Below are 13846 nucleotides of genomic sequence, written 5' to 3' on the forward strand. Positions count from 1 at the left end.
AACAAAGCCTTGATAATGTTGGGTTACTCTGCGAGAAGCCGCGCAGGGCGCGTCTACGTTCCTCAAACGCCAGGTGCTACAACTCTTGGGACCCCCGCAACGCACTGGCTCCCCAACCTACGCTAGTTTTAGTTTTTAGCCTTAACTAAACCGTATTGGGGCATAGCCCACCCTAACTTTAACTATGGAGTACGCAAAGTACCAGCAGGAATTCCCAAAATATCCTCAATCTTAGGCATATCTTCCAACGCAATTACCCTACCTTCATCCTCAAAACCAGCAATTTGATCAAAGTTCAAATACCGATACAAATCCCCAGCAAAAGGATGAATCTTCTTCACCACAATATCCATATATTCCTGTACTGTAGGAACGCGCCCTAATAACGCACAAACTGCTGATAATTCGGCTGAACCAAGATACACTCGCGCATCCTTACCCATGCGATTATTAAAGTTGCGGGTAGAAGTTGAAAACACCGTTGCACCATCTTCAACTCGTGCTTGGTTTCCCATACATAAACTACAACCAGGTATTTCTGTACGCGCACCCGCAGCCCCAAAAATACCATATACACCTTCTTCTTTTAATTGGTGTTCATCCATGCGGGTTGGTGGACAAATCCACAACCGGGTTTTGACTGCACCTGCACCTTCCAATACTTTCGCAGTAGCGCGATAATGACCAATATTCGTCATACAAGAACCGACGAATACTTCATCAACTTTGTCGCCTGCAACTTCCGATAATAATTTCACATTATCAGGATCATTCGGTGCTGCTACAATTGGTTCTTTGATTTCGTTCAAATCAATTTCAATAATTTCCGCATATTCCGCATCCGGATCTGCTTCCATTAATACTGGGTTCGCTAACCACTCTTCCATTTTGGCGACACGACGCATGATCGTTTTCGCATCGCCATAACCCCGCGCTACCATGTTTTTCAACAAAGCAACATTAGAACGCAGATATTCAGATACAGTCTCTATACTGAGTTTGATAGTGCAACCAGCACAAGAACGTTCGGCTGTTGCGTCGGTAAGTTCAAAAGCTTGCTCAACTTTCAAATCTGGTAAGCCTTCAATCTCCATGATCCGCCCACCAAAAACATTTTTCTTGTTCTGCTTTTCTACTGTCAGCAAACCTTTTTGAATCGCAACGTAGGGAATAGCATTAACAATATCCCGCAGAGTCACACCCGGTTGCAATTCGCCTTTGAAACGTACCAAAACTGATTCTGGCATATCCAGAGGCATCACACCCAACGCCGCCGCAAATGCTACTAACCCGGAACCAGCAGGAAAGGAAATACCCAAGGGGAAACGAGTATGAGAGTCGCCACCTGTTCCTACGGTATCTGGTAACAGCATCCGATTTAACCAAGAGTGAATAATACCATCACCAGGACGCAAAGCCACACCACCACGAGAAGCGAAAAAGTCTGGTAGTTCGTGATGAGTTTTGATATCAACGGGTTTGGGGTAAGCAGCAGTGTGGCAAAAACTTTGCATTACCAAATCTGCACTGAAACCAAGACAGGCGAGTTCTTTCAATTCATCCCGCGTCATCGGCCCGGTGGTATCTTGGGAACCAACGGTAGTCATGATTGGTTCGCAGTAAGTACCGGGACGCACACCGGGTAAACCGCAGGCTTTACCGACCATTTTTTGAGCGAGGGTGTAACCTTTACCTGTGTCAGTAGGTTGTTGGGGACGGGTAAAAATGGGACTGGGTTCTAAACCTAATGCGAGTCTGGTTTTATCGGTGAGAGTACGTCCAATTAATAAGGGAATACGTCCCCCGGCGCGGACTTCATCCAAAATGGTATCGGGTTTGAGGCTAAATGTAGAAATTACTTCCTCAGACGCGCCATGGCGCGTCTCTACATGGGTGGTGATTTCACCTTTGTAGGGGTGGATAGTAATCACCATCCCGGTTTCCATTTTGGTGACATCGCACTGGATGGGGAAAGCACCAGCATCTTCAGCTGTATTAAAAAAGATGGGAGCGATCGCACCACCTAAAATATATCCACCTGCCCGCTTATTAGGAACATAGGGAATATCATTACCAATGTGCCAAAGTACCGAGTTAATGGCTGATTTGCGAGAGGAACCAGTACCGACGACATCTCCTACGTAGGCGATGGGGTGTCCTTTTTTCTTCAATTCGGCAATGGTATCCAACGCCCCAGGCATCCGTGATGCTAGCATTGCCAAGGCGTGTAAAGGAATATCCGGACGAGTCATCGCTTCGGTGGCGGGGGATAAGTCGTCGGTGTTTGTTTCGCCAGGAACTTTAAAGACGGTGACGGTAATCGCTTCGGGTACTTCGGGACGAATCGTAAACCACTCTGCATCTTTCCAAGAATCAATTACCCGTTTTGCAAAGGGATTGACTTTGGATAATTCTAAGATATCGTGGAAGGCATCGTACACCAGCAGAGTTTTGCTGAGGGCGGCGGCGGCGTAGGCTGCGATTGGTTCTTTACCTTCTCCCCCCATGACTAGGGGTGTTTCGGAAGAATCTGAGAAGGAGACGGTGGGAGTTTGCAGGAGTTCAATTAAAGATTGGACGTTGTAGCCTCCGATCATTGTCCCTAGCATTTGCACTGCTGCGATGGGTGAAATCAGGGGACTGGTAATTTCACCTTTAGCGATCGCACTCAGAAATCCGGCTTTGACATAAGCCGCTGGATCGACTCCAGGAGATACGCGATCGCACAACAAATGCAATAAAGTTTCCTCTTCTCCCGCAGGCGGATTTTTCAGTAATTCACACAGTTCCGATGTTTGTTTTGCATCCAACGGTAGCGGGGGAATTCCTAAAGCAGCGCGTTCAGCCACGTGTTGACGGTATGATTCCAGCATTTCACTCTCCAAAGGTTCAGGCACAAATTTTGCTCGTGTTTTCCAGAAGGGAACAGGGACATGAGGGACAAGGGAGACAACTTCTCAGTTATCAGTTATCAGTTATCAAATTAAACTGGTAACTGTTAACTGTTAACTGATTCATGCCCCATTCCCTACTCCCTGTTAAACGTTCCTTACCCCAAAAGGGTTTGTAATTTACAGCCTACTGAAATAAAGGCTAAGGCTAAAGGACAAAGGGCAAAGTAAAGAAAAATCATTTTAACCTTTAACCTTTTGCCTGCTGAAGATTTCCCCTTAACCTTTCCCATCCGCCAAAATTAATGAAGGCGGACTCCTAGTTTTTGTCTGGTCAGGATTTATAACTATCCCTTATAGTTACTATTGCATATAGACTCTGGCAAGAAAATATTTATTTAGCTTCCATTGATGAATTTGAGTGTGCGTCTATTTTTAAGATAAAATATTTCATTTGTCTGCTGCATTACTCTTGGAAATTGTATATGTCCAATATTTATACGGTTGAAATTAACCATCAAGGCAAAACTCATACTTTACAAGTTCCCGAAGATCAAACAATCTTATCAGTTGCAGATGCACAGGGGTTAGAATTACCTAGTTCCTGTCATGCAGGCGTTTGCACAACTTGCGCTGGTCAAATTATTTCCGGTACAGTAGATCAAAGTGATGGCATGGGCGTTAGTCCAGAACTTCAAAAACAGGGTTACGTCTTACTTTGTGTTGCCTATCCTCGTTCCGATTTAAAAATTGCCACAGAAAAAGAAGATACAGTTTATCAATTACAATTTGGAAAATAATGTTAGTAGTTAGTAGTTAATTGTTTTATATTAACCACTAACCACTAACCATTCACCACTAATAACCAACAAATACAATGACAACTCATTTTATCACCGCAGAAATTAACCTCCAAGAAACTCCTACAGAATTACAAAAAACAATTGAAGCAGAACTCAAAAAACAAGGTGAACCTTTACGTTGGGCAATTACTTCTGTGGATGTTCCCCAACAAAAAGCAACTGTCGAAGCTGTCGTCACTACTGATGCTTAATTGTTGATGGCTAATAGCTAATACCAATTAATAATTAGCAATTAGCCATTCTTACTTTTGATTTCTTACTTTTTACTTCTGACTTTTTATTTTTTAATTGTTTGTGCGTCCATATACTTCTATTTTAATTGTACCAACTGGCATTGGTGCTGCTATTGGTGGTTATGCAGGCGATGCATTACCCGTTGCCAAAACAATCGCCCAGGTTTGCGATCGCTTGATCACTCACCCCAATGTCATGAATGGTGCAACTTTATATTGGAATCTCCCCAATACTTTCTACGTTGAAGGTTATGGGCTTGACAAATTTGCTGCTGGATGCTGGGGTATGCGTCCCGTCCATCAAAATCGAATTGGTTTGGTTTTAGACCAAGGAATAGAACCAGAATTGCGCCTGCGACACCTGCAAGCAGCCGATGCAGCTAGAGCAACTTTAGGATTATCTTTAACAGATTATGTAGTTACCGATGCACCTTTAAATGTAGAACTACGTACATCTGCCTCTGGTGCAAGTTGGGGAACTATCGGTAATCCAGATAGTTTACTACGGGCAGCAGAAATATTAATTAACAAAGCTGGTGCAGAAGCGATCGCAGTTGTGGCTCGTTTCCCCGATTATATTGATGAACAAGCAGATCAAAACTACCGTCACGGCAAAGGCGTAGATCCAATTGCTGGGGCTGAAGCTGTGATTAGCCATTTAGTAGTGCGACAGTTTCACATTCCTTGCGCCCATGCGCCCGCCTTTTTACCTCCATCCCTAGATCCCGATTTATCTCCCCGTTCCGCTGCCGAAGAATTAGGTTATACTTTCCTACCAAGCGTTCTTGTTGGTTTAAGCCGCGCACCCCAATTTATCGTGAGGGAAACTGAACAAATACTTAAACCAACAGATATTTGGGCTAATCAAGTAGACGCCGTGATTGTGCCAGCAACCGCATGTGGCAGTAGCGCCTTACTAACTCTCAGCCAGACGCAATCCCTGATAGTCACAGTTCGAGAAAATCATACTCTGCTTCAAGTTCCTCCCCAACCTTTAGGGATAAAATCAATAGAGGTAAACTCATATTTAGAAGCAGTAGGCGTATTAGTTGCCCATAAAGCTGGCATTAACCCCAACGCTCTTAGTCCTAATATCTCGCCATTGCATTGTTTAAATAATTAGTTAGTAGTTAGTGGTTAGTAGTTTAGTAGGTTAATTTTTAATATTTACTTCCTCTACTCCCCAATCCCTGATCCCCAATCCCTGATCCCCAATCCCCAATTCCGTGACTCAACCAGAAAAACAAGAACCAGAAATACCATACCTGACACGCACCCAAGTACTAGTGGCGATGGGAGTAACTGCTGTAGTTTTATGGATTATTGCCAAACTATGGTTGAATTTTGGCAGTTTTACCCTAATGCCTTTAACGTGGAATTCAAGAGATTTACTTTTGGGCGTAGGTTTAGGCTTGAGTATTACTGGTTTGAGTGGTTTAGCTTATCAACTTTGCCCTCCTTATCGTAGGAGTGCCAATTATTACTTAGAAATAATTCTCAAACCCCTAGCTTTACCTGATTTAATTTGGTTGGGATTATTACCAGGATTGAGTGAAGAATTATTATTTCGTGGTGTAATGTTGCCAGCTTTTGGATTAGATGCTGCTGCTGTGATCGTATCCAGTCTTTGTTTTGGGGTTTTGCATTTGAGTGGTTCCCAACAATGGCCGTATGTGGTTTGGGCAAGTATTGTTGGATTAATATTAGGATATAGCGCCCTCCTCAGTGGTAATTTGTTAGTGCCAATTATTGCTCATGTCTTTACAAATATTATTTCTAGTTATTTGTGGAAAGTAGGAAGATATTAAAAATTAAATATTAAAAATTAAATATTAAAAATTAAAAATTAAATATTAAAAATTAAAAGTTAGAAATATTTGTTTTTTTATAAGCAAGACAAAATCATGGCTACTAGTATAATTATTCCCATCGCTGCATTAATTCTTGCATGGTTTGTTCTGAAAGCCTTGTTTAATGTATTGAAGATAGTTGTTAGCACAACAGCTATTGTTTTGGTAATTTTTATTGTGTTGATGCTGTTTGGTTATGCTCCCCAAGACTTTATGGAAGAAGTCATTAACCTTCCTCAAACTTTCAGCCAACTAATCACAGATACCAGAAATTACCTACCTCAAAATCTTGACCAAATAGTCACAGACGCCAGAAACTATTTACCTCAGAATTTTGACCAACTAGTAACAGACGCCAGAAATTACCTACCTGATGTTTCCAATCAGCTAGTGATCAAAGTAAGAAGTTTGCTGGGTTTGTAATCCTAATCTAAACCACGTCTACTTTGAGAACTGTAGTTTTGTAGGTTGGGTTACACTCCGTTCCACCCAACCTACATAATGTCCTTTTTGAAAAACTCCTCTTTTCAAGATGGACGAGGTTTAGTTCCCTGTTCCCCATTCCCCGTTCCCTGTTTGAAACAGAAATTGTGTCATCTACTCGAAAGTAGAATTAAAGATAGTACCAAAAATAACCCGGAGTCTATCTTAGGGTTATACCCTGCTTGCTGAGAAATTTTCTAGCCTGATTGTAGGTTTATTCTCAGCTAAGGAAAAATTTTATATGACAACCAACATTTCTGATAACATCAACAAAAATGACAATCGATCGCTATGGATGGGTATTATCCTAACTGTTTTGGGAATAATTGCGATCGCACTACCTGTTGTCTCGACTATTTTTGCTGAAACCTGGGTTGCAGTCATCCTGATTTCTGCTGGGTTTGCCAAGTTATTTTATGCGTATAATACCCGTGATCAAGGCGGGTTTGTTTGGAAAATATTATTGAGTGGTCTTTACATCGCTACAGGTGTAATGCTGTTTATTTATCCTCGCACAGGTATTCTGACACTAACTCTGTTACTGGGTAGCTTCTTATTAACTGAAGGCGTTTTCGAGCTAATCCTAGCATTCAAGTTACGTCCCCAACAAAACTGGACTTGGGTACTCACTGACGGCATTATTACCCTCATTTTAGGTGCAATGATCTGGTTCCAGTGGCCTTTCAATGCACCTTGGCTGCTTGGAACACTGGTTGGTGTTAGTGTTCTGTTCACTGGTGTTTCTCGTGTAATGTTGTCGTTGAATGGGCGTTCTACTCTAAATCCTTCCGACCAAGCTGTGTAATTGTTAAGCAGTTAGAATAAGTTAGGGAACGAGGGACAAGGGAAGGGGGACAAGGAGGACAAGGGGAGCCACTGCGCCCTTGCGGGTTAAGAGCGTTGTAGCACGTGGTGTGGACACGGAGGATAATATAGGAATCATTTTTACTCCAAGCACATCCCACACTCCCCACACTCCCCCACTCTTCTTTGGAGGGTAATATGACAATTACTTTGAATCACACTATCGTACCTGCACATAACAAAGAAGCAGCAGCGCAGTTTTTTGCACAAATTTTTGGTCTGAAAGTTGAACCTTTTATTGGTCACTTCGCTGCTGTACATGTTAATGACACTCTGACGCTTGACTTTGCTGATAGAGAAGAATTTGAGTCACATCACTATGCATTTCATGTCAGTGATGAGGATTTTGATGCAATTTTTGAGCGAGTTAAAGCAGCAGGATTGGAATATACTAGCGATCCCATGCACCAAAATAAAAACCAAATTAATCATAGAAATGGGGGACGTGGTTTCTATTTCTATGATCCCGACGGTCATAATTTAGAAGTACTCACCCGTCCTTGACATCTCCCCTGGTTGAAACACAGGGGATTCTAAACTGATGTTGCTACGGGGTCTAGAAGACCTCACGCTCCCGTATTACTTTGATAGGTATAAGACATAAAATCAACTAAATCACGCAGGACTTACCCACCACCAACCTTTGTTCCAATCTGTGCTTTTTGTGCTGCTAGTGCGATCGCCTGCGGTAATATTTTGTGTTCCTGTACTTGAATTCTGGCGTGGAGAGTTTGAGGTGTGTCATCAGGTAAAACGGGAACCGCCGCTTGCATTAGAATTGGGCCGCTATCCATTTCCAGACAAACTAAATGCACTGTACAACCAGTAATTTTCACACCAGTAGCTATAGCTTGTTCTATGGCACGAGAACCTTTAAAACTGGGTAACAAACTGGGATGAATATTAATAATCTTGTCTGGAAAAGCATCAATTAATACTTGTGTTACTAGTCGCATCCAACCAGCCATAATTACCCATTCCACATCATACTGCTGTAGAGCCTGGACAATTTGCCGATCAAACTCTTCACGGCTACTATGATCACGGTGATTGAGAAGTACAGCAGGTACACCCCAATTAGCAGACCGGACTGCGGCATAGGCATCTGGGTTATTGTAAATTAAAACTTGAATTTGGGCGTTGAGTTGCCCGTCTTTGATGGCTTGGGCGATCGCTTCAAAGTTACTACCACTTCCGGAAGCCATGATTCCCAATTTTATCGGCTTGTGTTGACTAAATGCGTCTTGAATTTGAGGAGAAACTAGGCTAAAGGTAGAATCAGAGCGGAGTGTCATAACGACAGGTTAATTTTATAGATGCCAAAAATATATAGTAAATCTAGTCAGTCATGGTTGGATAATGATAGCGTTGCTGCTTGGTTTTTTCTCACTCCAGCACTAATTTTATTAGGTATTTTTATCCTTTGGCCAATTGCCTATTTGTTTTACCTCAGTTTTACTACCGGTATTTTCAGTTCTGGCGGTACACACTGGGTAGGCTTGAAAAATTACTGGCGTCTTTTATCTGACTCAGATTTTTGGCAAGTTATTTTTAACACCCTTTATTTTACTCTTGCTACTGTGATTCCGAGTCTGGTGATTCCTTTGGGAATAGCACTATTGTTAAACCAGGCTTTACCTTTGGGGGGATTTATTCGCAGTGCTTATTTTTTACCCTCGATGATCTCTTTAGTTGCTGGGGGTTTGGGATTTCGCTGGTTATTTCAAAATGATGGTACGGTTAACGCCCTATTGGATATTATTGGTATAAAACCTATTCCCTGGTTAAGTAGTACTGTGTGGGCAATGCCGGTACTGATTATCTTGAGTATTTGGAAACAACTCGGCTTCAATATGGTGGTGTTTTTAGCAGGCTTGCAAACCATTCCTCAAAGTCGATACGAAGCGGCGGAACTTGATGGTGCTAATAGTTGGCAAAAGTTTTGGTATATTACCTTACCTGGATTGCAATCAACCTTAATTTTTGCGATCGTTACCACCATGATTTTTACATTACGCAGTTTTGAGCAAGTTTATGTGATGACTGGTGGCGGGCCTCTAAATTCTACTAATTTAATGGTTTATTACATTTACCAAGAGGCTTTTGCTCAATTTGATTTTGGTTATGCAGCCGCCGCAGCAACAGTATTATTTGCAGTGACACTGTTGCTAGTGTATTTGCAGCTCCAAACCTGGAATGAGGAGAGTTAAAAAAAATGCTTCTACCTATAGATTTTAAATAAGGTGATTTTATACTCCAATAAAATTTAAATACTATCTACATCTAGATTAATGTTTGTTAACTATATCACCTTGATGTTGATTAATATGGTAGCCGGACTATTTCTTTTAGCTGGCTATGTGTATTTTGGCCTAGATCACGCTTATCAAAAACGGTGGATTCCTGGATTTGGGATGACAGGGGCGATCGCACTAGTTACCGGTTTACACATGACTTTTACTTGGCCAGTACAGGGAGTTTTCAACATTGCTTATGGTGAAATGACGGTATTGTTCGGTATTTTATTTTTGTCTGCTTCCTTAGCTTTAGCCTTGGGATGGGATTTGCTCACAGTCACAATTTATGGCTTTTTTGCTGGACTTGCTGCGATTGTAATTGGGGTACGCATCATTAATCTGAATTTGACACGGAATCCACTTCTCTCAGGAATTGGATTTATTTTAACGGGATTAGGTGGAGTTTGTGCGGCACCAACTCTGTATCTGAAAACAAATCGTAAGTGGCGCTTATTTGGTGCAATTTTGCTAGTAATTGCTGCCCTCATTTTTGCTTTTGTCGGTTATATTACATACTGGAATCATCTGGGCCAATATTCTAATTGGAAACCATTACCAATGCGAACACCGTAAACATGTATCAATGCTAGCGATCGCATGAAAGTAAAAGTTCTGAATTATAAACATTCCCTGATTTTTATCAGGGTATTTTGACAGAAAATTCCCATTAAGAACGTACTATTATGGTTTTCACAATTGATCAGAGATTTTTTTGGATTTTCTCTTGATTTGCTATCTAGCGTATAAAGATTTTGGGTGTAATCTCAAGATACAGATGTCATCAGGGCAAAATTGAACACTTATTCCGAACAAACGCATGAAACCACTTCAATTTGGAATTCATCATTCGGAATACGGAATTACTTTTAACATTGATTATTGGTAAAAAAAATTGCAGGACTTTACGGACGAAGCATTGAGATGACTATTGATTTGTTTGACAAAAATATTTATCAGCAAATGCTTCGCCCCTACTACTACATCTAGGCACAATTAGGGGTAAATAACATGAAAAATCATGCTAACAAGCAAGAGCAAGTATTAAGTCAAATCACAGATAAAAATATTGAAGCTAGAGACTTTAGTGGATGTGACTTAAGTGGAATTGACCTCAGAGGAATTGATTTAAGCAGAATTAACTTTAGAGGAGCAGACCTACGTAGTGCAAATCTCAGTGGAGCTATACTTATTGGTGCAAATCTCAGAGAAGCAAATCTACAACAAGTAAATTTCTCAGATGCTGATTTAAGTCAAGCTGATTTAACCCAAGCAAATTTGTGTGGCGCTTGTTTGTGGCGAGTAAAATTAAATGGTAGTAAATTATGGAATGCTTCTGTGTGCAATGCTGATTTAAGGGAAGCTAATTTGAGTACAGCCCAATTAATAGAAGCAGCGTTAGTTGAAGCTAATTTAGTCAGAGCAAATCTCACTGAAGCAAAGTTATGTGGAGCTATTTTAATAGAAGCCAATTTTAATCAAGCCAACTTAACAGGTGCAGATTTAAAATGGGCTAATCTTATGGCAACAAATTTAAGTGAAGCTAATCTTGAAAATGCCAACTTCAAAAATGCAAAACTTTATGAAACAATTATGCCCGACGGAACGATTCGAGTAGATTTGAGAAGATAGGGAAAGGGGATCGGGGATCGGGGAAAGGGAAGAGTGGGGAGTGTGGGGAGAAAAATTACTCCCTTGTCTCCCTTGTCTCCGATTCCCTTTCCCCGTTCCTAAAACTCTCGTTGGGAAAAAATGAGGATAGCGATCGCCAACAGCATTAGGGTATATAGTAAGCCATAACCAATGTTACTAATTAGTGTCATTGAGTTAGGCAATGCAGCCAGACCATAAATAGCATCATTTTTTACGTCTAATCTAGATAAATCTGGCAATACAAGATACAAAGCTTGAGTGAATGTTTCAATCCCATGTTTGGAACCGAGACGACCTAGTTTTAATACGTCTTGACTTATATTCCCCATTAAATACACAGCAAATGTTAAAACTGTTGCTAATAGTGAACTAGTAAAAACACCGAAGGTAATAGCAACAGCAGTCATTAAAGACAACTGCAAAAAGAGAAAAAATCCAGCTATTAGAATACTGACTATTGAGTAGGTAACTTGACTAAATAGCAAAAAAACAAGAGTGATCACTGTCATAGCAGTAATCAAAACTGCTAGCAATATCAACAAGCCTAAATATTTTCCAACTATTAATTCACCACGGCTAATAGGTTTAGCAATTAACACCAAAACAGTACGTTTCTCAATTTCTTTATTAATTAATCCAGTACCAACAAATACGGCGACAACCAAACCAAGAAGATTCATCGCCGCCAAAGCAAAATCGAGAAAAAGTTTATCTTCTGCGTTAGCAGCAAATTGAGGAAAGAAGTAGATAGCAATAGAAAGGATAATGATGTAGAAACCGATCATAAACAGAATGCGATCGCGCACTACTTCTCGAAACACATTTGTTGCTATTACATAGAGTCTGCCAAAATTCATATAAAACCTCACAGTGCAGGTGGTGAGCCTATAATACGGTTGCTACTGCGACCACATGCAATTTCTGCAACTCTCAATACTTGGTCTGATCTGCTAGAAACGTTAACAGGTTCTACCCGACAAGTTTTTCTCAGATAATACTCACGTCCAGTAGAAGTAGGGCCACTCCAGACACTCAGTAAATCCAATTTATAGATGTCAGGATTTTTCTGATCGAGACTAGATATACGTGCTTCTGTGCGCCACAAAGACTTTTCATCAAATTCACGTAAGCTTGTTTCTATTACTTCTCTACCTAAACTATTGACTCTCGCATTCCCACTTTTTAACCACTGTTCTACTTCTGACCAAGGTCTATTAGCTATTTGTTCTTTCACTATTGGCTCAAGCTTACCCAGAATTAAACCCCCATTTCTTGGAGTTTTACTGAGTTGTGGTTCTGTTGTAACCACAAAAGTACGCTTAATATTGTCTGTCTGTAAACTCGGAAATTCTTCTAACCATTTATTGACTACAAATCCGAACTGCAACCAACAACTGATCACCATACAAACAGCAACCAAAACAATAATTTTTTGGCGTTCTTCTATTTTAGGAACCTGAGTGCTAAACTCCGTTCCCGTTCCTTCAAAAAATTCTGGAATTGCTGTAATTAATGCGGAAATTGTTGGCCAGAAAACAATTGTTCTGGTTGTAATTTCTTGTCCTGATTCTCTAAAAGCAAAAGCACTTACTAAAAACCCGGTTACTAATGCTCCAATAGGCATATTAGTACTAGGAATCACTACAGGATTTTCAGTTGTATACCAAGCAGTTCCTGCAATTAATAATGCCCAACCACAAAGAGCAATTGCCGATTTTACAAAGCCTGATGATAAAGAAGACATCAACCAAGAAAAAATACTTAAATATATTAATGTTTGCCAAGCAAAAGGTCTTTTGGGAAGAAAAAAATCTTTAATATTGTCGTAAATATCCCCAATAAAACCGAAAACACCTAATAAATCTTTGATTAACTCCATATTCCAACCTTTACATGACTAGTAAAAAATTTTATTAGAATCATTAGTTTTTCACCCTCTGTGCGTGATAGCAAAGCTTTAACACACCCTAATTCCTACTTCCTATTTACCTCACCAATTTTGGTATACTTAGGATTTACTTTATAAATCAAATCTTTCTGAATGTAAATTAAACAATTCTGACAATCAAAAATAGAATCAGAACAACAGCAGTGTAACTAAGTGCATTAGCTATTAATACACTAGTAAATATATTTTTTGTTTGTAGTCTCATCTTAAATTCGCGACGAGATAAAACCTTTTGACTATCAGATTCATCTTGCTTTTTCCAAAAATCAGTCAGCGAAATTAACGCGGCTCTTAAAATGAATGATTTAACTAAAAAAGTCCCAAAAAAAACTATAAATGCCGTCAAAATCATCAAATTTATTATACTAGGTAGTATTTGATCAAAGAAAATCAAATTCATTAAGCCTGTTTTCAATCTGATAGACATAAATGGTTCTATCAAAAAAAAGATTATCCAACCGACTACATTTGAAAATAAATTCATGCAAATGGCATAAAAGCTAGAGGTTTTTTTATCAAATTTAAGAACTGAATTTAAAATATAAGCTTCTAACGGAATAGAAATCAACAAAAATAAAAAACTAAACAAAATTGCACCAAGGGGTACTACTTTAGGAAGCAGAGGCAAATCAAACATAAGCAGAAACAGGTAGTTGCTAGATTTAACTATAGGTTATAAGGGTATCAGGGTTGAGGGGCAATACTTTTCGGATTAAAACTCTTTAATCTGAAATCATAGTATGGGAATTTTCTCTCTCATACCTTTA

General features: G+C 40.0%; 15 protein-coding genes. 10 read left to right on the top strand and 5 right to left on the bottom strand.

Going from position 1 to position 13846, the window contains the following annotated elements; translation table 11 throughout:
• Window positions 1-182 precede the first annotated feature (182 nt).
• Window positions 183-2873: a bifunctional aconitate hydratase 2/2-methylisocitrate dehydratase gene (acnB, locus tag ACE1AT_RS11520; RefSeq protein ID WP_374868425.1), complete on the bottom strand. Its 2691-nt coding sequence runs from the start codon at window positions 2871-2873 to the stop codon at window positions 183-185.
• 503 nt (window positions 2874-3376) lie between these two features.
• Here acnB and ACE1AT_RS11525 point away from each other — a divergent pair.
• The 7 genes from ACE1AT_RS11525 (at window position 3377) to ACE1AT_RS11555 (ending at window position 7688) form a co-directional block, all read left to right on the top strand.
• Window positions 3377-3691, top strand: coding sequence for a 2Fe-2S iron-sulfur cluster-binding protein (locus ACE1AT_RS11525; protein ID WP_374868345.1), 315 nt, complete (start codon window positions 3377-3379; stop codon window positions 3689-3691).
• Window positions 3692-3768: 77 nt separating this feature from the next.
• Window positions 3769-3945, top strand: coding sequence for a hypothetical protein (locus ACE1AT_RS11530; protein WP_374868347.1), 177 nt, complete (start codon window positions 3769-3771; stop codon window positions 3943-3945).
• 103 nt (window positions 3946-4048) lie between these two features.
• Window positions 4049-5110 (top strand): DUF3326 domain-containing protein, encoded by a 1062-nt coding sequence (locus ACE1AT_RS11535; protein ID WP_374868349.1) that lies wholly within the window; start codon window positions 4049-4051, stop codon window positions 5108-5110.
• 103 nt (window positions 5111-5213) lie between these two features.
• Window positions 5214-5795 (top strand): CPBP family intramembrane glutamic endopeptidase, encoded by a 582-nt coding sequence (locus ACE1AT_RS11540; protein WP_374868351.1) that lies wholly within the window; start codon window positions 5214-5216, stop codon window positions 5793-5795.
• A 96-nt stretch (window positions 5796-5891) separates the two neighbouring features.
• Window positions 5892-6260: a hypothetical protein gene (locus tag ACE1AT_RS11545; RefSeq protein WP_374868352.1), complete on the top strand. Its 369-nt coding sequence runs from the start codon at window positions 5892-5894 to the stop codon at window positions 6258-6260.
• A 301-nt stretch (window positions 6261-6561) separates the two neighbouring features.
• Complete coding sequence (locus tag ACE1AT_RS11550) at window positions 6562-7125, top strand: HdeD family acid-resistance protein (RefSeq protein ID WP_374868354.1); 564 nt, start codon at window positions 6562-6564, stop codon at window positions 7123-7125.
• 197 nt (window positions 7126-7322) lie between these two features.
• Window positions 7323-7688, top strand: coding sequence for a VOC family protein (locus ACE1AT_RS11555; protein WP_374868356.1), 366 nt, complete (start codon window positions 7323-7325; stop codon window positions 7686-7688).
• A gap of 122 nt (window positions 7689-7810) precedes the next feature.
• Here ACE1AT_RS11555 and purN read toward each other — a convergent pair whose 3' ends face one another.
• Entirely contained in the window at window positions 7811-8479 is a 669-nt protein-coding gene (purN, locus tag ACE1AT_RS11560) for a phosphoribosylglycinamide formyltransferase (RefSeq protein ID WP_374868358.1), read from the bottom strand.
• 21 nt (window positions 8480-8500) lie between these two features.
• On the opposite strand from purN, the gene ACE1AT_RS11565 reads away from it, so the two are divergent.
• The 3 genes from ACE1AT_RS11565 to ACE1AT_RS11575 all read left to right on the top strand — a co-directional run bounded on the left by ACE1AT_RS11565 (window position 8501) and on the right by ACE1AT_RS11575 (window position 11110).
• Window positions 8501-9394, top strand: a complete 894-nt coding sequence (locus ACE1AT_RS11565) for a carbohydrate ABC transporter permease (protein WP_374868360.1) — start codon at window positions 8501-8503, stop codon at window positions 9392-9394.
• 81 nt (window positions 9395-9475) lie between these two features.
• Window positions 9476-10054, top strand: coding sequence for a DUF981 family protein (locus tag ACE1AT_RS11570; protein ID WP_374868362.1), 579 nt, complete (start codon window positions 9476-9478; stop codon window positions 10052-10054).
• Between the two features lie 435 nt (window positions 10055-10489).
• The gene (locus ACE1AT_RS11575) at window positions 10490-11110 is read left to right on the top strand and encodes a pentapeptide repeat-containing protein (RefSeq protein WP_374868364.1); all 621 of its coding nucleotides are present in this window, start codon (window positions 10490-10492) and stop codon (window positions 11108-11110) included.
• Between the two features lie 98 nt (window positions 11111-11208).
• Here ACE1AT_RS11575 and ACE1AT_RS11580 read toward each other — a convergent pair whose 3' ends face one another.
• The 3 genes from ACE1AT_RS11580 to fraC all read right to left on the bottom strand — a co-directional run bounded on the left by ACE1AT_RS11580 (window position 11209) and on the right by fraC (window position 13716).
• Window positions 11209-11988, bottom strand: coding sequence for an ABC transporter permease (locus tag ACE1AT_RS11580; RefSeq protein WP_374868366.1), 780 nt, complete (start codon window positions 11986-11988; stop codon window positions 11209-11211).
• An 8-nt stretch (window positions 11989-11996) separates the two neighbouring features.
• Window positions 11997-13010: a septal junction protein FraD gene (fraD, locus tag ACE1AT_RS11585; RefSeq protein WP_374868368.1), complete on the bottom strand. Its 1014-nt coding sequence runs from the start codon at window positions 13008-13010 to the stop codon at window positions 11997-11999.
• Window positions 13011-13179: 169 nt separating this feature from the next.
• Window positions 13180-13716, bottom strand: coding sequence for a filament integrity protein FraC (fraC, locus tag ACE1AT_RS11590; RefSeq protein WP_374868370.1), 537 nt, complete (start codon window positions 13714-13716; stop codon window positions 13180-13182).
• Window positions 13717-13846 lie beyond the last annotated feature (130 nt).

Source organism: Pelatocladus sp. BLCC-F211, from assembly GCF_041928655.1.
In the GTDB taxonomy this organism is placed as follows: domain Bacteria; phylum Cyanobacteriota; class Cyanobacteriia; order Cyanobacteriales; family Nostocaceae; genus Pelatocladus.

Coding starts and splice junctions, on each gene's coding strand:
- fraC (WP_374868370.1), bottom strand. CDS start 13,716: ATGTTTGATTTGCCTCTGCTTCCTAAAGTAGTACCCCTTGGTGCAATT.
- ACE1AT_RS11570 (WP_374868362.1), top strand. CDS start 9,476: ATGTTTGTTAACTATATCACCTTGATGTTGATTAATATGGTAGCCGGA.
- ACE1AT_RS11545 (WP_374868352.1), top strand. CDS start 5,892: ATGGCTACTAGTATAATTATTCCCATCGCTGCATTAATTCTTGCATGG.
- ACE1AT_RS11565 (WP_374868360.1), top strand. CDS start 8,501: ATGCCAAAAATATATAGTAAATCTAGTCAGTCATGGTTGGATAATGAT.
- fraD (WP_374868368.1), bottom strand. CDS start 13,010: ATGGAGTTAATCAAAGATTTATTAGGTGTTTTCGGTTTTATTGGGGAT.
- ACE1AT_RS11550 (WP_374868354.1), top strand. CDS start 6,562: ATGACAACCAACATTTCTGATAACATCAACAAAAATGACAATCGATCG.
- ACE1AT_RS11580 (WP_374868366.1), bottom strand. CDS start 11,988: ATGAATTTTGGCAGACTCTATGTAATAGCAACAAATGTGTTTCGAGAA.
- ACE1AT_RS11530 (WP_374868347.1), top strand. CDS start 3,769: ATGACAACTCATTTTATCACCGCAGAAATTAACCTCCAAGAAACTCCT.
- ACE1AT_RS11555 (WP_374868356.1), top strand. CDS start 7,323: ATGACAATTACTTTGAATCACACTATCGTACCTGCACATAACAAAGAA.
- ACE1AT_RS11525 (WP_374868345.1), top strand. CDS start 3,377: ATGTCCAATATTTATACGGTTGAAATTAACCATCAAGGCAAAACTCAT.
- ACE1AT_RS11575 (WP_374868364.1), top strand. CDS start 10,490: ATGAAAAATCATGCTAACAAGCAAGAGCAAGTATTAAGTCAAATCACA.
- purN (WP_374868358.1), bottom strand. CDS start 8,479: ATGACACTCCGCTCTGATTCTACCTTTAGCCTAGTTTCTCCTCAAATT.
- acnB (WP_374868425.1), bottom strand. CDS start 2,873: ATGCTGGAATCATACCGTCAACACGTGGCTGAACGCGCTGCTTTAGGA.